The sequence below is a fragment of the Marinobacter sp. LV10R520-4 genome, from assembly GCF_002563815.1.
GTDB lineage: Bacteria > Pseudomonadota > Gammaproteobacteria > Pseudomonadales > Oleiphilaceae > Marinobacter.
In genome coordinates, this window is the sequence record NZ_PDJM01000001.1 from 780,414 (window position 1) to 806,617 (window position 26,204).

General features: G+C 55.9%; 24 protein-coding genes. 5 read left to right on the forward strand and 19 right to left on the reverse strand.

What is annotated here, in order from left to right:
• Positions 1 to 26: 26 nt before the first annotated feature.
• Together ATG98_RS03715 and ATG98_RS03720 are read left to right on the forward strand one after the other, a co-directional pair.
• On the forward strand, positions 27 to 3,230 hold the full coding sequence (locus ATG98_RS03715) for a pilus assembly protein (RefSeq protein WP_143751429.1): 3,204 nt from the start codon (positions 27 to 29) through the stop codon (positions 3,228 to 3,230).
• A gap of 170 nt (positions 3,231 to 3,400) precedes the next feature.
• The gene (locus ATG98_RS03720) at positions 3,401 to 3,817 is read left to right on the forward strand and encodes a type IV pilin protein (protein WP_098422174.1); all 417 of its coding nucleotides are present in this window, start codon (positions 3,401 to 3,403) and stop codon (positions 3,815 to 3,817) included.
• Positions 3,818 to 3,842: 25 nt separating this feature from the next.
• On the opposite strand, the gene ispH is transcribed toward ATG98_RS03720, so the two are convergent.
• From ispH to murJ, 6 genes are all read right to left on the reverse strand, one after another.
• Positions 3,843 to 4,796 carry a 4-hydroxy-3-methylbut-2-enyl diphosphate reductase gene (ispH, locus tag ATG98_RS03725; RefSeq protein WP_098419554.1) on the reverse strand — a complete coding sequence of 318 codons (954 nt, stop codon included), beginning with the start codon at positions 4,794 to 4,796 and terminating at the stop codon, positions 3,843 to 3,845.
• 27 nt (positions 4,797 to 4,823) lie between these two features.
• A complete protein-coding gene (locus tag ATG98_RS03730) occupies positions 4,824 to 5,276 on the reverse strand; it encodes an FKBP-type peptidyl-prolyl cis-trans isomerase (RefSeq protein ID WP_098419555.1) in 453 nt (150 codons plus the stop codon).
• 5 nt (positions 5,277 to 5,281) lie between these two features.
• Positions 5,282 to 5,812 carry a signal peptidase II gene (lspA, locus tag ATG98_RS03735; RefSeq protein WP_098419556.1) on the reverse strand — a complete coding sequence of 177 codons (531 nt, stop codon included), beginning with the start codon at positions 5,810 to 5,812 and terminating at the stop codon, positions 5,282 to 5,284.
• On the reverse strand, positions 5,812 to 8,631 hold the full coding sequence (gene ileS / locus ATG98_RS03740; protein WP_098419557.1) for an isoleucine--tRNA ligase: 2,820 nt from the start codon (positions 8,629 to 8,631) through the stop codon (positions 5,812 to 5,814). Before ileS ends, lspA begins: the two co-directional genes overlap by 1 nt.
• A 34-nt stretch (positions 8,632 to 8,665) precedes the next feature.
• Positions 8,666 to 9,658, reverse strand: a complete 993-nt coding sequence (gene ribF, locus ATG98_RS03745) for a bifunctional riboflavin kinase/FAD synthetase (protein ID WP_098419558.1) — start codon at positions 9,656 to 9,658, stop codon at positions 8,666 to 8,668.
• A gap of 125 nt (positions 9,659 to 9,783) precedes the next feature.
• Positions 9,784 to 11,409: a murein biosynthesis integral membrane protein MurJ gene (gene murJ, locus ATG98_RS03750; RefSeq protein WP_416376566.1), complete on the reverse strand. Its 1,626-nt coding sequence runs from the start codon at positions 11,407 to 11,409 to the stop codon at positions 9,784 to 9,786.
• 256 nt (positions 11,410 to 11,665) lie between these two features.
• Here murJ and rpsT point away from each other — a divergent pair, with 256 nt between their 5' ends.
• The gene (gene rpsT / locus ATG98_RS03755) at positions 11,666 to 11,935 is read left to right on the forward strand and encodes a 30S ribosomal protein S20 (protein ID WP_098422175.1); all 270 of its coding nucleotides are present in this window, start codon (positions 11,666 to 11,668) and stop codon (positions 11,933 to 11,935) included.
• A gap of 109 nt (positions 11,936 to 12,044) precedes the next feature.
• Here the strand turns inward: rpsT and proB are convergent, their stop codons facing one another.
• From proB to rplU, 4 genes are all read right to left on the reverse strand, one after another.
• Positions 12,045 to 13,172: a glutamate 5-kinase gene (gene proB, locus ATG98_RS03760; RefSeq protein ID WP_098422176.1), complete on the reverse strand. Its 1,128-nt coding sequence runs from the start codon at positions 13,170 to 13,172 to the stop codon at positions 12,045 to 12,047.
• A gap of 30 nt (positions 13,173 to 13,202) precedes the next feature.
• Positions 13,203 to 14,396, reverse strand: coding sequence for an Obg family GTPase CgtA (gene cgtA / locus ATG98_RS03765; protein ID WP_098422177.1), 1,194 nt, complete (start codon positions 14,394 to 14,396; stop codon positions 13,203 to 13,205).
• A 169-nt stretch (positions 14,397 to 14,565) separates the two neighbouring features.
• Positions 14,566 to 14,826, reverse strand: coding sequence for a 50S ribosomal protein L27 (rpmA, locus tag ATG98_RS03770; RefSeq protein WP_014870019.1), 261 nt, complete (start codon positions 14,824 to 14,826; stop codon positions 14,566 to 14,568).
• A gap of 45 nt (positions 14,827 to 14,871) precedes the next feature.
• Entirely contained in the window at positions 14,872 to 15,183 is a 312-nt protein-coding gene (gene rplU / locus ATG98_RS03775; RefSeq protein ID WP_098419563.1) for a 50S ribosomal protein L21, read from the reverse strand.
• 229 nt (positions 15,184 to 15,412) lie between these two features.
• Between rplU and ATG98_RS03780 the strand changes: the two genes are divergently transcribed.
• A complete protein-coding gene (locus ATG98_RS03780; RefSeq protein WP_098422178.1) occupies positions 15,413 to 16,381 on the forward strand; it encodes a polyprenyl synthetase family protein in 969 nt (322 codons plus the stop codon).
• 101 nt (positions 16,382 to 16,482) lie between these two features.
• On the opposite strand, the gene ATG98_RS03785 is transcribed toward ATG98_RS03780, so the two are convergent.
• The 9 genes from ATG98_RS03785 to glyA all read right to left on the reverse strand — a co-directional run bounded on the left by ATG98_RS03785 (position 16,483) and on the right by glyA (position 24,016).
• A complete protein-coding gene (locus ATG98_RS03785) occupies positions 16,483 to 17,145 on the reverse strand; it encodes a DUF2057 family protein (RefSeq protein WP_098419565.1) in 663 nt (220 codons plus the stop codon).
• A gap of 143 nt (positions 17,146 to 17,288) precedes the next feature.
• The gene (locus tag ATG98_RS03790) at positions 17,289 to 17,819 is read right to left on the reverse strand and encodes a phosphatidylglycerophosphatase A (RefSeq protein WP_098419566.1); all 531 of its coding nucleotides are present in this window, start codon (positions 17,817 to 17,819) and stop codon (positions 17,289 to 17,291) included.
• A 46-nt stretch (positions 17,820 to 17,865) separates the two neighbouring features.
• Complete coding sequence (thiL, locus tag ATG98_RS03795) at positions 17,866 to 18,831, reverse strand: thiamine-phosphate kinase (RefSeq protein ID WP_098424363.1); 966 nt, start codon at positions 18,829 to 18,831, stop codon at positions 17,866 to 17,868.
• Between the two features lie 8 nt (positions 18,832 to 18,839).
• A complete protein-coding gene (gene nusB / locus ATG98_RS03800) occupies positions 18,840 to 19,376 on the reverse strand; it encodes a transcription antitermination factor NusB (RefSeq protein WP_098419568.1) in 537 nt (178 codons plus the stop codon).
• Positions 19,376 to 19,852, reverse strand: coding sequence for a 6,7-dimethyl-8-ribityllumazine synthase (gene ribE, locus ATG98_RS03805; RefSeq protein WP_018405127.1), 477 nt, complete (start codon positions 19,850 to 19,852; stop codon positions 19,376 to 19,378). The genes nusB and ribE overlap by 1 nt, the downstream gene beginning before the upstream one ends.
• A gap of 44 nt (positions 19,853 to 19,896) precedes the next feature.
• The gene (gene ribBA, locus ATG98_RS03810) at positions 19,897 to 21,012 is read right to left on the reverse strand and encodes a bifunctional 3,4-dihydroxy-2-butanone-4-phosphate synthase/GTP cyclohydrolase II (protein WP_098419569.1); all 1,116 of its coding nucleotides are present in this window, start codon (positions 21,010 to 21,012) and stop codon (positions 19,897 to 19,899) included.
• 53 nt (positions 21,013 to 21,065) lie between these two features.
• Entirely contained in the window at positions 21,066 to 22,181 is a 1,116-nt protein-coding gene (gene ribD / locus ATG98_RS03815; protein WP_098419570.1) for a bifunctional diaminohydroxyphosphoribosylaminopyrimidine deaminase/5-amino-6-(5-phosphoribosylamino)uracil reductase RibD, read from the reverse strand.
• The gene (gene nrdR, locus ATG98_RS03820) at positions 22,178 to 22,693 is read right to left on the reverse strand and encodes a transcriptional regulator NrdR (protein ID WP_098419571.1); all 516 of its coding nucleotides are present in this window, start codon (positions 22,691 to 22,693) and stop codon (positions 22,178 to 22,180) included. Before nrdR ends, ribD begins: the two co-directional genes overlap by 4 nt.
• A 69-nt stretch (positions 22,694 to 22,762) precedes the next feature.
• Positions 22,763 to 24,016: a serine hydroxymethyltransferase gene (gene glyA, locus ATG98_RS03825; RefSeq protein WP_098422179.1), complete on the reverse strand. Its 1,254-nt coding sequence runs from the start codon at positions 24,014 to 24,016 to the stop codon at positions 22,763 to 22,765.
• A 371-nt stretch (positions 24,017 to 24,387) separates the two neighbouring features.
• Here glyA and ettA point away from each other — a divergent pair, with 371 nt between their 5' ends.
• A complete protein-coding gene (ettA, locus tag ATG98_RS03830; protein ID WP_098422180.1) occupies positions 24,388 to 26,049 on the forward strand; it encodes an energy-dependent translational throttle protein EttA in 1,662 nt (553 codons plus the stop codon).
• Positions 26,050 to 26,204: the final 155 nt, after the last annotated feature.

Sequence of the window (26,204 nt, forward strand, 5' to 3'; positions counted from 1 at the left end):
TGCTGACTCCAAGCGGAGAAATTGCCGTGAAAAAACTTACAGCACAGACATATATCCGGGCGCGTGTTAACAAACTGACCACCTTTGGGGCCAGCCTGTTGCTCTCCATGTGCACGATGCAGTCCGCGTTGGCGCAGGTAAACATTGCGCAAATACCACTTTTTCTGAAAACGTCGGTGGACTCGAATCTTGTTTTTATTTTTGACGATTCGGGGTCTATGGGCTGGGAATACATGCCTGACTCTATCGGCGGGGACCTTGTTCTTTTCCCCGGTGGCCCACATAATTGGTCAGGCGGTACGTTACGCGTTGGTAATTTCTGGTACTACAGCAGCCGAGTAAATGCGATCTATTACGATCCTGACACCGAGTATGCCCTCCCCCACAAGCCGGACGGTTCCGGACGTTTCCCGAATTCCAACTTTAATGCCGCGTGGAAAAATGGCTTCAGCGAAACCGGATCGGTCAATTTGAGCATACGCTTCCCAACCCATCGTTTTACGTTTGAAGACAGTGCTTTTTACTATCGGTTCAACAGTTCACCTGGATGCGAGGCTGCACCAAAGAATAACAATTGTTACGACCTTGTATTCCTGGCGGACGAGAACACAGAGCAGCAACAAAACTTTGCAAACTGGTACTCCTTCTACAGCCTCCGCGATTTGGCGTCAAAATCTGGTATCACTGAGGCCTTTTTTGACCTTCCAGAAAACATTCGCCTTGGCTACGGCGCTATTAACATTAACAACAGAACCATCGATGGCGTGGGTAACACAAATACGCTGGTCAGCGGCGTCCGTCCATACAACGCCGCCCACCGCCAGCAATTCCTGACTTGGTTGCAAAACAAAAGTGTTTCCGGCGGCACGCCACTCAGAACAGCACTCAAAGATGTGGGTAACTACTACTCACGCACTGATAGTCGAGGCCCGTGGGGAGCCACTCCCGGCACCAGCGACAACACCGCTGATATCGAATGCCGTCAGAGCTTCTCTCTTATAATGACCGACAGCATCTGGAATGGCAGCACTCCTGGTGACGTTCTAGAAGCAGACGCTGTTGCGGCCATTGCATCGGGAGAAATGATTAATTGGCCACAGCCAGGCTCTGATCGAAACCCTCAAAACATCGACGACCTGCTTCACGCAGCCATTAACGGTCGTGGCGGCTATGCAAGTGCTCAAAACCCGAAGGAGTTCACCGCTGAAATTCAGGGTTTCCTAGGAGGCGTTATTGCCCGCGCCCAGACCTCCGCCTCTGCAGCAGCAGTCAGCTCAGCGGTACTTCGCACGGACGCGCTTGGCTTTTTTGCCGGTTTCCGCAGTGAAGATTGGTCGGGAACATTAACTGGCTTTAATTTCAACCTGGGGACCGAAATCTGGGATGCAGAGACAGTTCTTGAAAATACGCTTCCTGCAGATCGCACACTAATAACCTATAACAGAAGCGCAGGGGTAAAGCTGGCGTTTACCTCAGCAACCTCACTCAGCAACCTCTCTCAGGCACAGCAGGATGCGCTTAACGCTGACCCAACCCTGGCAGCAAGTCAGGACAATCTTGGCCCCAACCGCCTTGCCTGGTTACACGGTGACAACTCGGCACACTCAACATTTCGCGACAGACAAAGACAGGATGCGGGCGGCGCGACAGTTACTCGTCTTTTAGGCGATGTCATCAACGCTAACCCACAGTTCGTGGGCACCACCAACTACGGGTTCAGGCGTTTGAGTGGCACTGAGGGTTCCAGCTATGGCGCGTTTCGCTCCACTACGACCTATCGAGAGCGAACCGCTGCACTTTATGTTCCGGCTAACGACGGCATTCTTCATGCGTTTGACAGTGAAACCGGTGGAGAGCTCTTTGGTTACATCCCCTCCGAGCTTCTGCTGCCCACTGGGTCAAACAGTTATGCCCGCATTTCAGAGCTGATGAATCCCAGCTACACCCACAAATATCTTATGGACGGTACTCCCCGGATTCAAGACGCCTATTTCGACAAAGACGGAGACGGTTCCAAGGAATGGCGCACGGTACTTCTCGGCACAATGGGTAACGGTGGCAAAACGGTTTTTGCGCTTGATATCACAGAGCCAGATTCGTTCTCGCCATCAGATGATGTGCTCTGGGAGTTTCAGCATACAAATCTCGGTTATGGCGTAACAGACCCTCAAATTGCGCGACTGGACAGCGGAAAATGGGTAGCCATTTTTGGCAACGGATATAACGGCGGAAGCAACCAGTCGAGTCTCTTTGTTGTTGATCTTGAATCGGGCGCTCTGTTAAAAGAACTTCAGACCGGCGTAGGCAGCGCAGCAAGCCCGAATGGGTTCGCTTCTGCAACCATAACGAGTTTTCCTGAGTCAGATGCAGTCATGCGCTATGCGTACGGCGGCGATTTACTCGGTAATCTTTGGCGTTTCAATATAACCGGCCAGGTAAGTGCGTGGTCCACCACCAAGATATTCAGTGCTATCAGTCCTGCTGGCAATACTCAGCCCATCACCGTTGCTCCGCGGGCAGCTCTGAATCCGAACAATAATGATGAACTGGTTATCGCGTTCGGAACCGGCAGTTTCCTTCGCAGCGGTGACGAAGGCGATTACGACATCCAGAGCCTTTATGTCATCAAAGACGACCTGTCTACCTCTACATTACTCAGAACAAACCTTCTGGCGCAAACCATAGTCGAGCAAACCAATGTCGTGATCGACCGGGCCTTGGATGATGGCACTAATAGCTTTACCGTCCGTGATACCTCTGCCAACACGCTAACCGACGAGAAAGGTTGGTATCTCGATCTTGTCTATAACGCTTCGCAAGAGGGCGAGCGGGTGATAAGCAGGGCGACATTCCCGTTTGGCGTAAACCCGGATCGGGTCCGCTTCACCACCGTCATCCCCGATAGCGACCCCTGCGGTAGTGGTCGGACCGGCTTTATTATGGACTTAAAACTCACATCAGGAGCGCCTTCTGACACGCCAGTGTTTGATCTCAACAGCGACGGCATATTCAATACGGCGGACATTACGGGCGGCTTTGCAGCAAGCGGCATACAAGTTGGTTATGGTGGTGAAAACCGCACCATTGCGACTCAAAGTGGTGAGGCAGAAGTTGTTATTCCGGGCACGGATCCCAGGCAGCTTTCTGCTGAAAACCCATGTGAGGATGGCCCCTGCGTACGCTCTCTGAATTCGAACACTGGACGACAAACCTGGGAGCAGCTTCGCTAGAAGCTGCTTTACAGCACCGTTAATTACGTAGAAACGTTTATCTGGCTAACAAAAATGTTCAAGGAGAGAAAGTCGCAGTAGGTGGGCTCTTACTCAACGAAACGTTCTACCAGGAAACCGTTAATCAATAATTACTGCCACGAAGCAAAAAAACGTGAGGACGTGATATTTTGAAGACTCAAAGTCAAACTGGTTTTACGCTGATTGAACTGATGATTGTCGTTGCGATTATTGGCATAATCGCCGCGATCGCGTTTCCTTCTTATCAGAGCCAGGTTAAGAAGACACGTCGGACCACGGCAAAGTCCGACCTTTTGGAGCTGTCACAGTGGATGGAGCGGCGCTATTCGAACGGGTTTGACTACAGAGATACTACAAATACCCCTCCAGACAATCCTACTTTGCCCTTTGTTCAATCACCACAGAATGGGACCGCCTTTTACAACATCAGCTTCTCTGCTGATGTTACTCAGGGTGCCTTCACTCTCCAGGCCGTGCCAACGGGAGGTCAGGGAAATGACGACTGTGGTACTCTCACACTTGACGAACAAGGTGATCGCGGTGCGGCTATGGCAGGATGCTGGTAAAACGGGTTGTCGATGCCATCGAAACTCAGTTTAATTCGATGGCATCGATTCTCAACTCTTTCGGCATAGAAAACACAATATTCTCCTCACGCCCGGCAATCTCTTGCGGCACTTCACCACCCAGTTCCCGCAGGCGGGCGATCACGGCGCTTACCAGTACTTCCGGGGCGGAAGCGCCGGCGGTTACGCCTATAGATTTTTTGCCGTCTAGCCAGGTGGGATCAATTTGTGCGGCTTCGTCAATCAGGTAGGCCGGTGTGCCCATGCGCTCCGCCAGTTCGCGCAGGCGGTTGGAGTTGGAGCTGTTGGGGGAGCCCACCACCAGCATCAGGTCGCACTCGTCGGCCATTTGTTTGACGGCGTCCTGGCGGTTTTGGGTGGCGTAGCAGATGTCGTCTTTTCGCGGCCCTTCAATCTTCGGGAACTTGGCCCGCAGGGCGTCGATTACACGGGCCGTGTCATCCATCGACAAGGTGGTTTGGGTGACATAGGCCAGCTTTTCGGGGTTTTTAACGTTCAGCTTTGCTACGTCGGCTTCGTTTTCCACTAGGTAGATATCGCCGCCGTTGGCGAAGTTGTACTGGCCCATGGTGCCTTCCACTTCGGGGTGGCCATGGTGGCCAATCAGCACGCACTCGCTGCCGTCACGGCTGTAACGCATGACTTCGATGTGCACTTTGGTGACCAGTGGGCAGGTCGCGTCAAAGACTTTCAGGCCACGGTCGGCTGCCTCTTTGTGCACCGCCTGGGACACGCCGTGGGCGCTAAAAATCACCAGCTTGTCGTCTGGCACTTCGCTCAGTTCTTCCACGAAAATGGCGCCGCGCTTGCGCAGGTTGTCTACCACGAATTTATTGTGCACCACTTCATGGCGCACATAAATAGGCGCGCCAAACACGTCCAGAGCACGGTTAACAATATCAATGGCGCGGTCGACACCGGCGCAGAATCCACGGGGGTTTGCCAGACGAATTTGCATAGTGTTCCTATCTCAGCCCACAGGAGTTCAGTGCGCAGGGCCTACCGGCTCTACGTCTATAATTTCTACATCAAAAGTCAGTGTACGCCCAGACAACGGGTGATTGAAGTCCACTTCTACTTCATCGCCCTCTACCCGGCTGATGGTACCCGGCAGCTCTTGCTTACGCGCGTCGGCAAAGGAGACCACCACACCTGGCTCCAGCACCATGTCGGCGCCGAACACATGGCGCTTCATCAACTGTAAGTTGTTGGGGTTGCGCTGGCCAAAGGCTTTTTCCGGTGGCACCTGGTAGCTGGCCTTGTCACCGGCTACCATGCCCATCAAATAAGCTTCAAAATTCGCTGGCAAACTTTCATCGCCAATATCCAGGGTAGCCGGGTTTTTGTCGAAGGTGGTGTCAACCACTTCGCCGCTGTCGAATTTCAACGCGAAATGCAGGGTAACCCGGGTGCCTTTGTCTACAGGAAGTTCTTTCATCTTAATCAGTCGCCTTTTTTGTCCGCATCGGCGGGTTTGCGAAACGTGTCGAGTATGATCATAGCAGCACCAATGGTGATGGCGGTGTCGGCCAGATTAAAGGCCGGGAAATGCCAGTTCTGCCAATAAAAATGGAGGAAATCCACCACGTAGCCATGTACCACCCTGTCGTACACATTGCCCAGGGCGCCACCAAGAATCAGCGCAAAAGCAATGGCAGACCAGGTTTCATGGCGCTCCAGCTTTCTCATCCATAGCACCAGCACTACGCTAACCACCAGCGCCAGGATCACAAAAAACCAGCGCTGCCAGCCGGCGGCACCGGCTAAAAAACTGAAGGCGGCACCGGTGTTGTGCAGCAGAGTAAAATTGAAAAACGGCATCACCGGTACCGGGCTGCCGTAACTGAGCATGGCAGTGGCCACTGCCTTGGTGCCCAGATCCAATGCGATCACCAGCACCGTCAGCCACAACCACTTCAGTTTGCCCGCGCCGGATTTGCCGCTATCGCCGGATTTTGCCATGGTAGAGCCCATCAGGCGAAGGCGCGGGTTTCACCCGGGCCATACACGTTGGTAACACAGCGGCCGCACAAATCGGGGTGTTCTGCGTGGCTGCCCACGTCGGCGCGGTGGTGCCAGCAGCGCTCGCATTTAGTATTACTGGCGGGGCGCACCTGCACCCACAGCCCTTCATAACCGGTTTGTTCGGCGTCAACCGCCTCGCTTACCGGCTTCACGTCAGCTTCCGAAGTGATCAGCACAAAGCGCAATTCTTCGCCCAGGTGTTTTAGTTTTTCAGCCAGCTCGCCATCGCAGAACAGCGTCACCTCGGCGCTCAGGGAGCCCTTGATAACGCCTTGCTTGCGGGCATCTTCCAGCCGTTTGTTCACCGCTTCTTTTACGGCGAAAATGTCACGCCAGTAATTACGTCCCAGCTCTACGCTTTGCGGCATTTCGCTCAGGCCTTGGTACCAGGTTTCGTAGAATACGGTGTCGCCGCGTTCGCCCGGCAGGTGCTGCCAGATTTCATCGGCGGTAAAGCTCAAAATCGGCGCAATCCAGCGCACCAGCGCTTCGGCCACATGGTAGAGCGCGGTCTGGCACGAACGCCGCGCCAGGCTGTCAGCCTGGGTGGTGTACTGGCGATCTTTGATGATGTCGAGGTAAAAGCCGCCCAAAGTGGATTCGCAAAAGTTGTACACTTTCTGGTAAATCCGCAGGAAGGCGTAGTTTTCATAGTCTTCTTGGATTTCGCTCTGCAATTGCAGTGCGCGATCTACCATCCAGCGGTCCAGCGCCATCATGTCGGCCGGGGCCACCGTGTGCTTGGCTGGCTCGAAGCCGGTCAGGTTGCTCATCAGGAAGCGCGCGGTGTTGCGGATGCGGCGATAGCCGTCGGCGCTCTGACGCAGAATATCTTTGGAGACGGTCATTTCACCGCTGTAATCGGTGGCTGCTACCCACAGGCGCAGGATGTCGGCGCCCAGATCGTTCGTGACCTCTTGCGGCGCGATCACGTTGCCCAAGGATTTGGACATTTTGTAACCCTTGCCATCCACGGTAAAGCCGTGGGTTAGCACCTGTTTGTACGGTGCCACGCCATTGATGGCGATGGAGGTCTTCAGGGACGATTGAAACCAGCCACGGTGCTGGTCAGAACCTTCCAGATACAAATCGGCCGGGAACTGGCCCAGCTCTTCGCGTACCCGCAAAACCGATTCGTGGGTCACGCCGGAATCAAACCATACGTCCAGAGTGTCCAACACTTTTTCGTAGTGGTCGGCGTCGTCGCCCAGAAGCTCGCGGGCATCCAGGTCATACCAGGCATCAATGCCATCGATCTCGATAGCCTGAGCCACTTTTTCGACCAGGCTCTGGGTGTTCGGGTGCAAATCTTGGGTTTCTTTGTGGATAAACAGGGTAATCGGCACGCCCCAGGTGCGCTGGCGCGATACGCACCAGTCCGGCGACTGGCCCACCATGGCTTCGATGCGGTTCTGACCCCAGGTGGGCACCCAACGCACGCCCTTAATCGCTTCCAGAGCGTCGGCGCGCAGGTTTTCTTTTTCCATGCTGATAAACCACTGCGGTGTGGCGCGGTAAATCAGCGGTGTTTTGGTGCGCCAGCAATGGGGAAAGCTGTGGCGGAACTTTTCTTTGCGTACCAGTTTGCCTTCGCGGGTCAGCGCGTCGCAGACCGGGTCATCAGCCTTGTAGACGTGAACGCCGGCGAACTCGCCGGTAGCGCTGGTGTAGGTGCCATCGGCCTGAACCATATTCAGGGTGCCAATGCCGTAGATTTTGCCCACCACAAAGTCTTCCATACCGTGGTCTGGCGCGGTGTGAACGGCGCCGGTACCTGCATCGGTAGACACGTGATCGCCCAGAATCACCGGTACCTGTTTGTCATAAACCGGGTGCTGCAGCGCCAAGTGCTCCAGCTGGGCACCGGTGCATTGTGCCAGCACCTGGTAACCGGTCACATCCCAGCGCGCCATAACGACCTCTACCATAGCGCTGGCCAGAATCATGCGCTCGGGGCCGGCACCCACATCGGTTTGCACCAGCGCGTAATCCAATTCAGCGCCCAATGACACCGCCTGGTTGGCGGGAATGGTCCAGGGCGTGGTTGTCCAGATGACGACGGACACATCGCCTTCACCGGCGCTGGTATTGAACAGCGACAGGGCTTTGGCTTGATCCACTGCGGTAAAACGCACGTCGATCTGAGTAGAGGTCTTGTCCTGGTACTCTACTTCCGCTTCGGCCAGAGCCGACTGCCCTACCACGCTCCAGTAGACAGGCCTGTAGCCGCGCACCAGATGGCCTTTGTCCACAATTTTACCCAGCGCGCGCACAATGCCCGCTTCTACTTTCGGATCCATGGTCAGGTAGGGCTTGTCCCACTCACCCATCACGCCCAGGCGAATAAAGTCGGCTTTCTGTCCGGCAATCTGCTTGGTGGCGTAATCGCGGCAGGCCTGGCGGAAGGTTTTGTAATCGACCTTCACACCGGCTTTGCCGATTTTCTGCTCTACTTTGTGCTCGATAGGCAGGCCGTGGCAGTCCCAACCGGGCACGTAAGGCGCATCAAAGCCCATGAAACCGCGGGACTTTACAATCATGTCCTTCAGAATTTTGTTAACCGCGTGCCCAATGTGAATGCTGCCGTTGGCGTAAGGAGGGCCATCGTGAAGAATGAACTTGTTACGCCCGGCGCGCTGTTCGCGCAAGTTGGCGTAAACGTTCAGGTCCTGCCAGCGCTTGAGCATTTCAGGCTCGCGGTTGGCCAGGTTACCGCGCATGGGAAAAGCGGTTTCCGGCAGATTCAGAGTGTGCTTGTAGTCGCTCATGATGGCTGTGCGTGCTCTATTAGGTCAGTTTGGGTCAGTCTGTATTCGTAGTGTGATTCGCAGCAAGGTTCTGAGCTAGGCTCTCAGCAAGCCAGCGCCGGGCGCTGCTGAAATCTTTGGCAATCTGGGTTTTCAGGGCGTCCACCGATTCAAAGCGGACTTCATCACGCAGGCCATGGCGAAAGGTGACCTCAAGCCTCTGGCCGTACAGCGTGCCGGCGTAATCAAACAGGTGCACTTCCAGCGCCGGGTGTTTGCCGTCGACGGTCGGCCGCAAGCCAATATTGGCAATGCCGTCGTGCTCGCTGCTGTCGGCCAACCTGGCCTTTACCACGTAAACACCCTGCAAGGCGGGTATTTGGGCCAGGCGGATATTCGCCGTTGGCGCACCAATCTCTCGCCCCAGCTGGCGCCCATAAACAATGCGGCCAGCAATGTGATATTTCCACCCCAGTAAATGCTCGGCGCTATCCAGCTGATTGTCAGCCAGCAGTTTACGGATGCGGGTGCTGCTAACGCGGTCGCCCTCGATCACTACGGTGCGGGTGCTTTCAACCGTAAAGCCGGCGTCGGCGCCCACTTTTTGCAAAAATTTAAAATCACCGGAGCGGTCACAACCAAAACGGAAGTCGTCGCCCACCACCAGGTGTTTCACCGCCAGGCCCTGAATCAGTAGGCTATCCACAAAGCCCCAGGCCGAAAACTGGCGGAACTGCTCGTCAAAACGCAGGCAAAGCACTGCATCGATACCCTGCCCCCGCAAAGCTTCCACTTTCTGGCGGAAACCGGTCAGTCGCGGCGGCGCATCCACACCACGAAAGAACTCTTGGGGCTGGGGTTCAAAAATCACCACAACCGAGGGCAAGTTATGCTTTTCGGCTTGTGTTTTTACCTGCTCCAGAATCGCCTGATGGCCGCGGTGCACGCCGTCAAAGTTGCCCACGGTAGCCACGCAGCCACGCGCCAGTGGGCCTTCGCCCGATCGCGACAGCATTTTCAGGTTAGTCAGGCCGCGAATCAAGCGCATGCAAAGCAAACCTCTTTACTAGTGGATATTGCCAATCAATATTATCAATGAATCGCGACAATAAAATCGAACCAAGGATTAGAACCAATCAGCGTTTGGCACATGATAAGGCGCAGGATTATACCTTACCTGTGGCGAAAATGTTTTATACGCACCCCGGCCAGCGCCAGTGTAACAAAGTACGCAAGTGCGCCTGCAATCACCAGTATTGCCATATCCTGGGAGCGCTGAAAGCCGCCGGCTGCCAGCCACTGACTCACTGGCACGTTCAGCCACAAAATCACCGCCACCAGCGCGCCATTGGCCAGCGCGAGCTGCAGCCCGAACTTGCCCCAACCGGGCTGGCTGCGCCAAGCACCGATGGCTTTCAATCCGCGCCACAGCAAAAAGGCGTTGAGCCAGGCCGACAACGATGTGGCCAGCGCCAGGCCTGCGTGGGCCAAGGGGAAAATTAGTATCAGGTTAAACACCATATTAGCGACCATGGCGATGATGCCAATTTTCACCGGGGTGCGAATGTCCTGGCGGGCAAAAAAGCCCGGCGCCAGCACTTTGATAACCATGAATGCCAGCAGGCCCGCGGAATAAGCGCGTAGACTTTGGGCCGACATGGCCACATCGAAATCAGTCACTTCACCGTAGTGGAACAAAGTGGCAATAAGCGGCTCGGCTAGCAATCCCAGGGCCAACGCAGACGGCACACCAATGATTAACACCGCCCGCACCGCCCAGTCCAGAGTGGCAGAGAACTGATCCGCCGAGTCTGCCGTGTGCTTGCGGGATAAGCTGGGCAAAATCACCGTGGCAATGGCTATACCGAATACCCCTAACGGCAGCTCCGCAAGTCGGTCAGAATAGTACAACCAGGACACACTGCCGGTTTGCAGAAAAGAGGCAAGAACGGTGTCCAGCAACAGGTTGATCTGGCTTACCGATACGCCGAACAGCGCCGGCACCATCAGCTTCAGAATCCGGCTAACACCCTCGTGGCGGTAATCCACCCGCGGCCGCGGCATCAGGCCCAAGCGCATTAAAAACGGTAGTTGAAAAAACAGCTGTAAGGCGCCAGCAATCAACACGCCCCAGGCCAGCGCCATTATCGGCTCGTTCATGAGCGGCGCTAGCCACACGGCGGCAGCAATCATCGCCAGGTTCAGCAACACTGGCGTAAACGCAGGAACGGCAAAGCGGTCGTAGCTGTTGAGAATGCCACCGGCGAACGCCGTCAACGAGATCAGCAATAAATAAGGGAAGGTGATCCGCAACATATCGCTGGCCAGTGCGAATTTTATGTCGTCGCCCAGAAAGCCCGGCGCGAACACCGCCGTCAGCACTGGCGCGCCAAGCATGGCCACCAGCGTGACCCCCAACAGCACCAGGCCCAGCGAACCGGCAACCGCATCCACCAGGCGCTTTACTTCGGTTGCCGGCTGGTTTTCGCGATAAGACGACAGCACGGGCACGAACGCTTGCGAGAACGCACCTTCTGCAAACAACCGGCGTAGAAAGTTAGGAATCTTGAAGGCCACAAAAAACGCGTCTGCACCAGCACCGGCACCAAAATAGCGAGCAATTACCATATCCCGCACCAGCCCCAGCACCCGCGACGTCATGGTCATCACCCCTACCACACCAGACGAGCGCAGCAGGCCCGGCGCAGGTTTAATCGCGCTAACGGCCGGCACCGAAGGCTCTGATGGGGGCGGGGATTCGGGTGTCGGGCCCTGGGGCCCGGGAGATTGTTCAGACATGGTGTTTTGGCCGACGAAATTAGAGAAGCGGGAGTTTATCACAAGCCCTGCCTCCGCTGGCATTGGCACTTTTTGACTTGACAAGTCTCGCCGTTGGCGGCATAGTTCTGCGTCATTTATTTCGACGCGCTGGATCTGGCGCGCCCGCGATGAAAGAGAGTTGCGATACGGGTGACTGAAGGGTTACTGCAACTGCATCTGGCGCTCTCAAACCAAATATTCAGCAACGAATTCAAGTACTTTCAGGAGTTTTACGGTGGCAAATTCCCCGCAAGCCAAAAAGCGTGCACGTCAGAACGAGAACAGTCGCAAGCACAACACCAGCCTGCGTTCTATGGCTCGTACGTACATGAAAAAAATTCACGTTCAAATCGCCGAAGGCAATTATGAAGGCGCGAAAGCTGCTTTTCTGCAAGCCCAGCCGATTCTGGACAGCATGGTTAACAAGGGTATCTTCCCCAAGAACAAGGTTGCTCGCATTAAGAGCCGCCTGAACATCAAGGTGAAGGCACTGCAAGCGGCGTAAGCCATTTGGGTGCACAAAAAACCGGCCAGCTGGCCGGTTTTTTTATGTCTGCAGAAACGGCAAAGAATAACGCTAAGAGGCGATTACCTTCTAAAAGGCGATCACTATCCTAAGAGGCTATCACCATGTTGTCCCGGTGAATCAGCTCTTCTCCGGTCATAAAGCCCAGCAATTCCATGATGCGATCACTGGACTGGCCAGCAATCAAACGTGCAGCAGCGGCGTCGTAATTCACCAGGCCGCGTGCCACTTCTTTACCCTGCTCATCCAGACACGCCACCATCTCGCCGCGGCGGAATTCACCAGTAATACGGGTAACGCCTACAGGCAGCAAGCTACGACCACCTTGCCGCAACACCCACGCCGCACCATCATCAATTACTAGAGATCCACGGGTTTGCAGGTGGCTGGCCAGCCACTGCTTGCGAGCCGCTACACGGCCCTGCTCCGGCAATAAAAACGTACCCAGCGTTTCGCGTTCGCGCAGCCGCCCCAGAACATTGTCGATGCGCCCGCCCACAATCACCGTGAAGGCCCCTGATCGTGCTGCTAATCGCGCCGCACGAAGCTTGGTCTGCATGCCCCCGCGGCCCACTGCGCCGGCGCTACTGCCGGCCATGGCGTCCAGGTCGCGGTTACTGGCGAAGCACTCGTTCACCAGTGTTGCGTCGCTATGCTTGCGCGGGTCTTTATCAAACAGACCCAGCTGATCTGTGAGGATAATCAGGCCGTCAGCCTCAACCACATTGGCCACCAATGCACCCAGAGTGTCGTTGTCACCAAAACGGATTTCATCGGTCACTACCGTGTCGTTCTCGTTCACGATCGGCACTACGCCCAGCTCCAATAACGCCCGCAGGGTACTGCGGCCATTCAGGTAACGCTTGCGATCAGACAGGTCGTCGTGGGTCAGCAGAATCTGGGCGGTGTGTATGCCGTGGCGCTTGAACTGTGCTTCCCAGGTTTGCACCAAGCCCATTTGCCCTACGGCCGCGGCTGCCTGCAATTCATGGGCCTGCTGCGGCCGGCGGGTCCAGCCTAACCGGCTCATGCCCTCGGCAACAGCGCCGGATGACACCACTACCAACTCGACACCGGCCTGCATCAGCGCCGCCATCTGGTCTACCCAGCGGCCCAGAGCAGGCACATCGAGGCCTTTACCGTCGTTGGTTAACAGAGCACTTCCGATTTTCACCACCAGGCGGCTGGCCTGTTGCAGCTGGGCGCGTTCAGTCATGATTTAAATACGGTCTCTTACAGGTGCCACCTACTCCGGGGCGTAAACCACTTCTACGTCATGATCATCGTCGTCGAAGTCGTCGTCGTTGTCTTCTTCGCGGGCCGCGCGGCGAGCCATCTTTTCTTCGGTGATGCGGGCGCGGGCCTCCTCGTCCATCTGGCGCCGGCGAACGGCTTCCTGCTCGGCAGCTTCAGGGTTTTCAGCCTCTTCAGCCGCGCGTTCTTCAATCCAGCGCATAACCGCCTGGGTCAGCGGCTTGGTGCCTTCACCGGTCAGGGCAGAAACACGAAATACCGGACCTTTCCATTCCAGCTCATCAACAATGGCCTGGCAGTGAGCCTCTCGCTCTTCTTCCGGCACCATGTCAACTTTGTTCAGCACCAGCCAGCGATCGCGATTGGCCAGGGTCTCGCTGAATTTTTCCAGCTCGTGGGCAATCGCTTTTACCGCGTAAGCCGGCGACGAACCATCATAGGGGGCTACGTCTACCAGGTGCAGCAGCAGGCGGGTACGCACCAAATGCTTCAGAAAACGGATGCCCAGACCAGCACCTTCGGCGGCGCCTTCAATCAAACCGGGAATATCAGCAATCACAAAACTCTGGTGATTCTGCACTCTGACCACGCCCAGATTTGGCACCAAAGTGGTAAACGGATAATCCGCCACTTTTGGCGTCGCCGCAGATACCGAACGAATAAAGGTGGACTTACCAGCATTGGGCATACCCAGCAAGCCCACATCGGCCAGAACTTTCAGCTCTAACCGCAGATTTCGGGTTTCGCCCTCGGAGCCTTTTGATGTCTGCCGTGGCGCACGGTTAATAGAAGACTTAAAGCGGGTATTGCCAAGGCCGTGAAAACCGCCCTGAGCGACTTTCTGACGCTGGCCTATGCGAGTCAGATCACCCAGCACTTCGTGGGTGTCCATATCCACTATGGTGGTACCTACCGGGACCGGCAACACCAGATCTTCGCCTTTGATACCGGTGCAATTGCGGCCGGAACCCTGTTCGCCGTTATGGGCCCTGTGCTGGCGCTGAAAGCGATAATCAATCAGGGTGTTCAGAGCATCGTTGGCTTCCAGATACACAGAACCGCCATCGCCGCCATCGCCACCGTCAGGCCCGCCCCGGGGCACGTATTTTTCACGGCGGAAACTCAGGCAACCGTGGCCGCCCGTACCTGCTTCCACAATGATGGTGGCTTCGTCTACAAATTTCATATTAGCTGTTGCTCTTTATGGTATTGGCTGCGGTTCTTTACGATGTTGACTGATCTTTACGATGCTGATTGAAACTCTTACTGATAACGGTGCACTGAAAGCGAAACCCTACAAACCAAAAAACCCCGCAGCCTCAATGAAGCAGTGCGGGGCTCTCGGAGACCACGACCTATGCAGCTGAAACGATGCTTACATACTTGCGGTTCTTGGGGCCTTTGACTTCGAACTTCACCTGGCCTTCGGCTTTGGCGAACAAGGTGTGATCCTTGCCCAGCCCAACGTTGGTGCCTGGGTGAAAACGGGTACCGCGCTGACGAACAATAATGCTGCCTGCGGACACGCTTTCGCCGCCGTAGCGCTTCACACCAAGTCGTTTCGACTCTGAATCGCGACCGTTACGGGTACTACCTGCTGCTTTTTTATGAGCCATGATAGGCCTCCTAATTAAGGGGTGTTCACCGGCTTTTTACCTGGACTAGCCCTGGATACCCGTGATCTTTACTTCAGTAAACCACTGACGGTGGCCCTGACGCTTCATAGAATGCTTCCGGCGACGGAACTTGATAATCTGAATCTTGTCGTGACGACCGTGGCTGACGACTTCTGCCGTCACTTTGGCGCCTTCAACAACCGGCGTACCTACTTTAACATCTTCGCCGTTGGCGATCAGCAAAACACGGTCGAACTCGATGTTACCACCGGTTTCTACTTCCAGCTTCTCTAGCTTCAGAGTTTCGCCTTCCTTAACCCGGTGCTGTTTGCCACCGCTAACAATAACTGCGTACATGTCTACTCTCCGCGATTGACCCATCTGCTCTTATCCACCTGGTTCTAAGGGAAGCGCTTTGGCGACCCTATAGCAGGGAGCGCAGGTTGGGATGAGTTGGGCGCGTGATTGTACGAAAAGCCGCCACGCAATACAAGCTGTGTTGACACTCTTCGCCTTGTTACCTAGCATTGCCGCGACTTGCCTGTTTTATCGACAGCAACAACACCGCCAAACACCGGAATCCTTCATGACAGCCCAGCGCATCTACGACACCGTAGCAGACGACTTCAGCCGCGTTAACGAACTGATTATCCAGCGTTTGTCATCCGATGTTCCGATGGTCGAAAAAATTGCGCAGTATATTATTGAAAGCGGCGGCAAGCGCTTGCGGCCGCTGCTGGTTTTGCTTGCAAGTCGCGCTGCCGGCTACAGCGAAGACAATCACCTGAAATTGGCCGCCGTTATCGAATTTTTGCACACCGCCACCCTGCTCCATGACGACGTGGTGGACACCTCCGATATGCGCCGCGGGCGCAGCACCGCCAACGCCAAGTGGGGCAACGCACCCAGCGTGCTGGTGGGCGACTTTCTATACGCCCGCGCCTTTGAAATGATGGTCGAGCTGGAAAGCCTGCCAATCATGAAGGTGTTATCACACGCCACCGCGGTGATTGCCCAAGGCGAAGTAATGCAGCTGATGAATGTAAAGAATCCGGATTTGACCGAAAACCAGTACATGCAGGTGATTCATAACAAAACGGCGATGCTGTTCGAGGCCTCGTCGCACTCCGGCGCCTTGCTAGCCGGCGCAAACCACACCCAGGAGACGGCACTGAAGAATTACGGCAATCATCTGGGACTGGCATTTCAACTGGTGGACGACGTACTGGACTATCGCGGTAACGCCGAAACCATGGGTAAAAACGTGGGTGACGATCTGGCCGAAGGCAAAACCACATTACCGCTGATTTATGCCATAGCCAACAGCAACGATGACGAAAAACAGCTGATTCGCCGCGCGATCCGCAAGGGCGGGCTAGACGATCTGCAACCGGTGCTGGCGATTATAAACACCACCGGCGCACTGGATTACGCCATGGCCAAAGCCAAAGATCAGGCGCAGCAGGCTAAGGACTGCTTGCAAAGCCTACCCACCAGCGAACACCTGGACGCGCTCCACCTGCTGGCCGACATTGCGGTTGCCCGCATTAGTTAAACAACAACTACCCGGCAATTTAAACCCTTTACTCACAAAAAAACCTGCATCGCAACGGTGCAGGTTTTTTTGTGGCACGCAGCCTTTCCAAGGCGTGAGCGTTATTCGAACGCCCAGCGCAGGAAGTTTTTTTTCTCTTCGTCTGAGGCGGTTGCCCAAACGGCTTTCAGAGTGTCCAAAGCATTGCCTTGCACTGCGGCTGATGTCGCTTGTACGCCCGCGGCTCCCGGAATAGGTGTTCTGGCCAGAGCCTGGCTTGGCACGTAATTCTCAGATACGGTCGCTACCTGGCCACCACTGGTTACAATTTCCGCTGAAAAATCTTTCATGTCGCGCTCGGCTTCTCTACGCGTCGTCGGCTTGTTAAAGCGGAATTCGTAGACGGTGCCCGCTTTGGCATCAAAGCTGGCCAATTGCGGCTTACTTTCGACCACATCAACCTTGGATTCGCCATTGTCTACGACGGTGGTCTTTGCCCAAATGGTTTTGTAAACAAACACCACGTCGTTCTTGCCGGGCAAAAGAGCGTAGTCGAGCGCCAGATCGTCCATCAGGAAGTTGCCTACGGAGCGCCCGTTAACCTCGGTTACCCGAATTTCTCCCGGTGCTTTCAACGTCGCCGCATTCACGGCCTGAGCCGGGTTACCCTGCCAGGTTTCTACCCGGGTCATGGAACTGGAACAGCCAGCAAGAAATACCAGAATAACGGCAGGAAGCAGCAACCTGAAAACAGAAAACGAGCCAGACAGACGGCAATAATTCATTGGATCTCCTTGATGCAACAATAAAGAAAAGGTGCAAAATCAACTGTATCGGCTACAGCCAGTTTTTGTTCTACGCATTCTGACCAGCGGCCGTGAACAGGGCAAGCGCCGCAGGCGCCAGTTTCACGAAAACTATGCCGTTGTCAGGAAAAAACCTGCGGCATAAGCCACAGATCAATCAGGTAAAGGCAAACCAGGGCCATGATGGCGGCCACTACGTCGTCCACCATAATGCCGAAGCCGCCAGGCAGGCGCTCGTCCAGCCAGTTAATGGGCCAGGGTTTTATAATATCAAAAAAACGGAACATGACGAACGCAAGTAATACGCCAACGATGTGGTCCGGAAACAGCCCCAGGGCAATCCACATGCCTACAAACTCGTCCCAGACAATACCGCCATGATCGTGCACTTTCAGGTCGCGAGCGGTTTTTCCGCACAGCCACACACCCACAATAAACGCCAAAGCCACAATGGCCCAGTATATTGGCTGGGGTAACCAGGCAAACGTATACCAGATGGGAATGGCCGCCAGACTGCCCCAGGTTCCGGGGGCACGGGGCATTGCGCCGCTGCCAAAGCCAAACGCAAGAAGGTGGACAGGATCGCGCAAAAACCCGGGAGGCAATAGGCCTTCCGGTAGATCCGATTCTGTTGAAAAGTCGTTCTGGCTCATTGGGGCCCTGACGCAGTATGGTATGAAGAATGTCAGCCGCCCGCTGCTAAGTGATCGAAAAGTGATCGAAGCCCGGACGCCGTGAATAAACCATACCTGCGTCTGCATTTAGCCGCAAGCCTGGCTCCTGCTGCACCTGCCCGATCACCGTCAGTTGCTGTTGCAACCCGCGGCTGGCGGCGGCCCAGCGCTGTTCGGGAACGGTGACGCAGAGTTCGTAATCGTCACCAGACTGCAATGCAAACCCGGCCGCTGCGTCACCCTTGATCCGCCGCAGGGCTGCCGACAGCGGTAGTACTGCAAGATCGATGGTTGCACCCACGCCAGAGGCTCGCAAAATGTGCAGCAAATCGGCGTGCAGCCCATCGGAGATATCAATGGCTGCGGAAGCCACCGAACGCAGCGCAATACCCAGTTCCAGCCGTGGCTGCGGGTAATGGTAGCGCTGCAGTACACTGGCCGCGTCCGTTGCGGGAACCGTGTCGTACAAAAAATCCAGCGCCGCACCGGCATCACCCAGCTGGCCGCTAACGCACACAAGGTCTCCCTCACGTGCGCCGTCGCGACGCAGAGACTGGCCCTGTGGAACGGTGCCATGTACCTGCAGGCTCAACGTCAGGGGGCCTCGAGTGGTATCACCACCGGCCAGCACAATGCCAAACTGTTGGCTGGCCTGAGCCAGCCCCGCAGCGAAGCCTTCCAGCCAGGCGTCATCGGCGGCAGGCAAGGTCAAAGCCAGTGTAAAGCACACCGGCTGTGCGCCCATGGCGGCCAGATCGCTAACCGCAACGGCGAGCGCGCGCCAACCCAAAAAGCGCGAACAATAACCAACCGGAAAGTGCACGCCTTCAACCAGCGTGTCCACTGAAAACACCAGGTCATGATTGGCAGGCACACGCTGAATAGCGCAGTCATCACCCACTCCAAGCAGCAAACCGGAGCCGTCTGAGGCGGGCGTGGCCACCTTCGCCATCGGCGCGAAATAACGGCGAATCAGCTCAAACTCTCCCATTGCACTCATTAGCGGGGGCGAATTTCAGCCAGCCGCAGCCGGCGGCTTAGTTTGTCGAGGATGCTGTTTACAAACCGGTGGCCCTCAGTCCCGCCAAAGCGTTTCGCCATTTCAATGCCTTCGTTAATGACGACTTTGTAGGGCACATCCAGGCGAAATTTCAGCTCATAAGCACCCAGGCGCACAATGGCCAGCTCTACCGGATCTACTTCTTGCAGCGGGCGATCCAGAAACGGCTCGATCAGGCGATCCAGTTCAGCCTGCTCACGGCTGGTGCCATGCAGCAGGTCACGAAAATACAGCAGGTCCACTTTGCTCATGTCGTTATCAACCATGAACTCGGCTTCAATATTAGAAATCGCGCTTTTACTGAAATGGCGCTGGTATAACCCCTGCATTGCCATTCCGCGAGCGCGGCGGCGATCACCGGCTTTAGGCTGGGCAGGTTTTCCCGGGCTTGAGGCCGGATCGGGGGTTGTACCAGGTGTTGTACCGGGTGTTGTACCGGGAATTGCACCGGGAATAGTGTCTTCAGGTAGGCTCATTACTCACCCAGCTTCTTGAACAGGCTGACCATTTCAAGCGCTGTGATGGCCGCTTCTGCGCCTTTATTACCAGCTTTGGTGCCTGAACGTTCAATAGCCTGTTCGATGGAATCTACGGTCAGAACACCAAAGGCTACCGGAATATCGGTTTCCAGACTGACAGCACCCAAACCACTGGCCGCTTCGCCGGCAACGTACTCAAAATGCGGCGTGCCTCCACGAATGACCGCGCCCAGGGCGATAATGGCGTCGTAATTGCCCGTCTCTGCAACGCGCTTGACCGCCAACGGCATTTCGTAAGCACCCGGCACACGAATCACAACAATGTCTTCATCCGCGATACCGTGGCGGGTCAGGGTATCCAGAGCACCGTCCACCAGGCTCTCTACCACAAAACCGTTAAAACGTCCCACTACCAGAGCATAACGGCCGCTGCAGTGGATAAAATCACCTTCAATTACTTGAATTTCCGCCATCGGTGGCTCCTGTCAGGCTGCCGCAGCATACGGCAGCGGATTGATCATTCGGGAATGTAAGGCACGTACTCAACCACTTCCAGATCAAAACCGGAAATGGCGGAGAATTTCATCGGCGGACTTAACAGCCGCATTTTGCCCACACCAATATCACGCAGAATTTGCGAACCAGTGCCTACCGTAAAGTACACGCCAGAGCTGTCTTTACCGGCGCCACTACGGCCATGCTCATAGAATTCCTGAATACGGTCTTCCAGGTTGTAACTGTCTTCGGCACCGTTAAGCAAAACCACAACACCGAGCCCCTCAGCAGCCACTTTTTGCAGCGCCCGGTGCAACGGCCAGCTGCGGGAATCGCGGCGGCGGGCTCCCAGCAAGTCGCGCAGGGTGTCGGTAATATGTACACGTACATGCACCGACTGCTCCGGGGAAATGTCCCCCATGGTCAAGGCCAGATGAGTGGTGCCATGAATGCTGTCACGGTAGGTGTGCAGCTTGAAAAGGCCGTATTCGGTGTCTAGCTCGTTTTTCTCTATGCACTCAACCGTACGTTCGTTGGTGGTGCGATAGTGTATCAGGTCTGCGATGGTGCCTATTTTCAGGTCGTGCTCGGCGGCAAAGGCTTCGAGATCTTCGCGCCGCGCCATAGAGCCATCGTCTTTCATGATTTCACAGATGACGCCCGCCGGCTCACAACCCGCCAACGCTGCCAGATCGCAGGACGCTTCGGTGTGGCCAGCGCGACTGAGCACGCCGCCGGCGTCTGACATCAAGGGAAAAATATGGCCCGGTTGCACCAGGTCTGATGCCTGGGCATCGCGGCCGACAGCGGCCTGCACCGTACGGGCACGGTCAGCAGCGGAAATACCGGTGGTAACCCCCTCCGCCGCTTCAATAGACGCAGTGAACTTGGTACCAAAACCAGAAGCATTCTGGTTAACCATCAACGACAGCCCCAACTGCTTGCAGCGATCGCGGGTCATCGGCATACAGATCAGCCCACGACCAAAACGGGCCATAAAGTTGATATGCTCAGCCTCGCAATGCTCGGCCGCCATGACCAGATCGCCCTCATTTTCGCGATCCTCGTCATCCATCAAAATAACCATTTTGCCCTGACGAATATCTTCAACAATATCTTCGATCGTATTCAGTGCCATAACGCGGTTGCACCCTTGCAGCGCTCCTGCCCGGAGCCACCGTGAATTGATAGTTAACGACGCGCCAGAATCAGCCGCTGGTCAGCGCCTAACTGACGGCGGTCAAGCACCTGCCATTGTATTTTGTCTGCCATGGATTCCAGCGGCAAATTGGCCGTTGGCCGCCCGGTACTGCCAAGAAATACCGGGGCCTGATAGAGCCAGAGTTCATCCACCAGATTCTCACTGATAAAGCTGCCTGCCAGAGTTGGTCCGGCCTCTACCAGCACTTCATTGATGCCTATATCGCCCAGCGTGTCGAGCATTTCGGCCACGTTCACACCCTTATCGTGCCAGGCTACGCCACGCAGGCGTATGCCCAACGCAGCCAGATCCTGAGCCGCGCTGGTCGCCAGCGAGGCGGTAGCACAGAATACCTGTACTTTACCGCCGCGGAAGATTTTCGCAGATGCTGGCGTGCGGGTATCGCGGTCGGCAATTACCCGTAGCGGTTGCCGCCCGGGCTCGGTGGCGCTGCCAATATCGCCCATTTCTTCGCGCCGCACGGTTAACGATGGATCGTCCGCCAGCACCGTACCCACTCCGGTCAGAATGGCGTCACTCATGGCGCGCAGACGCTGAACGTCGCTGCGCGACTCTGGCCCGGTAATCCATTGGCTCTCGCCCGACGCCATAGCTGTGCGGCCGTCCAGACTGGCGGCCATTTTCAGCCGTACCCAAGGGCGCCCGCTGATCATGCGTTTCATAAAGCCCGGGTTCAACTTGGCGGCTTCGTCTGCCAGCAAACCCACGTGGACACGAATGCCGGCGGCCCTGAGCATCTCCAGCCCGCGACCGGACACATTGGGGTTTGGGTCCAGCGTAGCAAAAAAAACCTGTGCAACTCCGGCTTCTATCAGAGCCTTGGCGCAAGGCGGTGTGCGCCCGAAATGGCTGCAGGGTTCCAGGGTGACATACGCTGTAGAGCCGCGGGCGGCAGTACCGGCCTGGCTCAACGCACGTACTTCGGCGTGGGCTTCTCCGGCGCGTTCGTGCCAGCTTTCACCCAAAATGCGATCCCCGCGGGCAATCACGCAGCCTACACGGGGGTTCGGATGGGTGGAATAACGGCCACGCCAAGCCAACTGAACAGCACGGGCCATAAAGGCCCGGTCGCGAGTGGTGATCATGACTTTTTTTCCGCGCCCGAATCCGCCAACGCCTTAGTTACGTCTGCCACCGAATCACCACTGCCGGCCGTAAGACGCTCGATTTCTTCTTTGAATTCATTCACATCTTGGAAGCTGCGATAGACCGACGCAAAACGCACATAGGCTACTTTGTCTAGCTGGCGCAGTTCCGTCATCACCTCTTCGCCCAGGCGCATGGATTTTACTTCGCGCTCGCCGGTGGCCCGCAGCTGCGCTTTGATATGGCTCAGCGCGGTATCTATCTGTTCAATACTGACCGGGCGTTTTTCCAGCGCTTTCATCAGCCCCGAACGCAGCTTTTCTTCGTCAAAAGGCTGGCGTGTGCCGTCCTGTTTCACTACCCGCGGCATAACCAACTCGGCGGTTTCAAAGGTAGTGAACCGTTCACGGCACGAAAAACATTCCCTGCGGCGACGCACCTGATTGCCTTCTGCCACCAGGCGCGAGTCAATCACTTTGGTATCGTCTTCAGCACAGAATGGACAATGCATAATCAGAAACTCTGGAGAGAACCCCAGGCCCAGCCCAAACGGGCCTGGCCTGGGGTAACAACTGGCAACTTACGCGTATACCGGGAAGCGGGCGCACAGGGCTTCAACCTGCCCGCGCACACGGTCAATCACGGCTTCGTCGTTCAGGTTGGCAAGAATGTCACAAATCCAGCCGGAAAGTTCGCGACATTCCGCTTCGGCAAAACCACGAGTGGTAATAGCCGGCGTACCAATGCGCAAACCCGAGGTAACAAACGGCGAGCGCGGGTCGTTCGGCACCGCGTTTTTGTTCACGGTAATGTGAGCCCGGCCCAGTGCTGCATCGGCGTCTTTACCGGTGATGTCCTGTTTGATCAGGCTTAACAGGAATAGATGGTTTTTGGTACCGCCGGACACCACGTCAAAACCGCGATCTACAAACACTTCGGCCATGGCCGCGGCGTTTTTAACCACTTGCTGCTGATACGTCTTGAAATCGGGGCTCATGGCTTCTTTAAAGCAGATTGCCTTAGCCGCGATCACGTGCATCAGCGGGCCACCCTGGCCACCGGGGAATACCGCGGAGTTCAGTTTCTTGTGCAGGGCTTCGTCGTTACAGGCCAGAATCAGACCGCCGCGGGGGCCGCGCAGGGTTTTGTGGGTGGTGGTGGTCAGCACGTGGGCGTGGGGGACTGGATCAGGGTAAACACCCGCTGCCACCAGGCCGGCTACGTGAGCCATATCGACAAACAGGTAGGCGCCCACTTTATCGGCAATCTCACGGAAACGGGCGAAATCAAGATACTGCGAATAAGCGGAGAAGCCGGCGATGATCATCTTCGGCTTGTGCTCAACCGCCAACGCTTCCACGTCGTCGTAATTGATCAGACCTGTGTCGGTGTCGATACCATATTGAACGGCATTGTAGATTTTGCCAGAGAAATTCACGCTGGCGCCGTGGGTCAGGTGGCCACCGTGGGCCAGGCTCATGCCCAGTACCGTATCGCCCGGATTCAGCAGCGCTAAAAATACCGCCGAGTTGGCCTGTGAGCCAGAGTGCGGCTGCACGTTGGCGTAGGCCGCTCCGAACAATTCTTTGGCGCGATCAATAGCCAGCTGCTCGGCAATGTCTACAAACTCACACCCACCGTAGTAACGCTTGCCGGGATAACCTTCGGCGTACTTGTTGGTCAAGTCGCTGCCCTGCGCTTCCATCACCCGCGGGCTGGTGTAGTTTTCCGACGCAATCAGCTCGATATGAGCTTCCTGGCGATGGCTCTCCGCCTGCATGGCGTTCCAGAGCTCGTCGTCAAAACCGGCAATTTTCATATCACGATTAAACATGGATGCGCTGCCTCTGTGTGCTTGGCTGACCGTAAAATTTAGCCCCCTATTCTAGCCCATTGGCGGGGGTAAAATCACCCTTTAAACCGCCAGCGACTGTTGACGCAGGCCAACACATAGTTCCTCACTGCTTAAACCGAGGGCAGATTTAAAGCAGGGGACGGATTTTAAATCTGTCCCCTGCCTACGAAACCTGCTGTTTGGGGACAGATTTGAAATCTGTCCCCGGCCTGTTAACCCTGCTGACCGGGGACGGATTTTAAATCCGTCCCCTAGCCTGTGAAATCTGCTGCAATTGCTATAGCAGGGCTGTTTCGCTACCTTATTGCGGTTAATTCCGCACATTTTAAATTCTGGAGGATTCCACCCTTATGGCCCAGTACGTATTCAGCATGAACCGAGTTGGCAAAGTGGTTCCGCCCAAACGCGAGATACTCAAGGACATTTCCCTGAGCTTTTTCCCGGGCGCCAAAATTGGCGTGCTCGGCTTGAACGGGTCTGGTAAATCCACCCTGCTGCGCATTATGGCCGGCATTGATCAGGATTATTCGGGCGAAGCCCGCCCTCAGCCCGGCATCAATGTGGGCTATCTGCCCCAGGAGCCAGAGCTGGACGACAGCAAAACCGTTAAGGAAATTGTCGACGAAGCCGTAGCCGAAGTTCACAATGCGCTAGCAGAACTTGACCAAGTGTACGCCGCTTATGCCGAACCGGATGCCGACTTTGACGCTCTGGCCAAAAAGCAGGAAAAACTGGAAGCTGTGATTCAGGCCACCGACGGCCACGACATTGAACGCAAAATGGAAGTGGCCGCCGATGCCCTGCGCCTGCCCGCCTGGGACCAGATGGTAAAAAACCTGTCCGGTGGTGAGCGCCGCCGAGTTGCCCTGTGCCGCCTGCTGCTGTCTGGCCCGGACATGCTACTGCTAGACGAGCCCACTAACCATCTGGATGCCGAATCCGTCGCCTGGCTAGAGCGCTTCCTGCACGACTATGACGGCACCGTTGTGGCCATCACCCACGACCGTTACTTTCTGGACAACGTTGCCGGCTGGATTCTGGAGCTGGATCGCGGCCACGGCATTCCGTTTGAAGGCAATTACAGTCAATGGCTGGAAAACAAACAGAATCGCCTGGAGATGGAATCCAAGCAAGAAGCCTCACATCAAAAAGCCGTGAAACACGAGTTGGAATGGGTGCGCAGTAACGCCAAAGGCCGCCAGTCCAAGAGCAAGGCTCGCCTGGCGCGCTTTGAGGAAATGAGCTCGCAGGAATTCCAGAAGCGCAACGAAACCAATGAACTATATATTCCGCCCGGGCCCCGTTTAGGTGACGAGGTGATTGAAGTGAACGGCATTAGCAAAGCTTTTGGCGATCACCTGCTGTATGAAAACGTGTCGTTACGAGTACCACAGGGTGCCATAGTGGGCATCATCGGCGGAAACGGCGCAGGTAAATCCACACTGTTCCGCATGATCATCGGCGCAGACCAACCCGATGTCGGCAGCATTACCGTCGGCGAGACCGTAAAGCTGGCTTATGTGGACCAGAACCGCGATCTGGACGGCAGCAAAACCGTTTGGGAGCTGCTCAGCGAAGGCCAGGACATTATCAAGATAGGCAACTACGAAACGCCGTCGCGGGCCTATGCCGGCCGCTTTAACTTCAAAGGTTCCGACCAGCAAAAGCGGGTGGGCGACTTGTCTGGTGGCGAGCGTAATCGCCTGCACCTGGCCAGCCTGTTAAAAGAGGGCGGCAACGTGCTGCTGCTGGACGAACCGACTAACGATCTGGACGTGGAAACCCTGCGTGCTCTGGAAGAAGCCCTACTGAACTTCCCGGGCTCGGCTTTGGTGATCTCTCACGACCGCTGGTTTCTGGACCGGGTGGCTACTCATATACTGGCGTTTGAAGACGACGGCGAAGTGATTTATTACGAAGGCAACTTCAGCGACTACGACGAAGACCACAAGAAGCGCAAAGGCGATTCTGCCATGGTGCCGCAGCGCATGAAGTACAAGAAATTAGCGTAAATGCTGCTCTCCGCCCTGTTGGACGGAGCCTCTCACTTCTTGGGCAACAACCGGGGACCGGACCAGGGGCGGATTTGAAATCCGTCCCCTATCTTACTTTTTGGCCTTAGGGACGGATTTCAAATCTGTCCCTGGTATTGCGCCTTGGTCTTAGG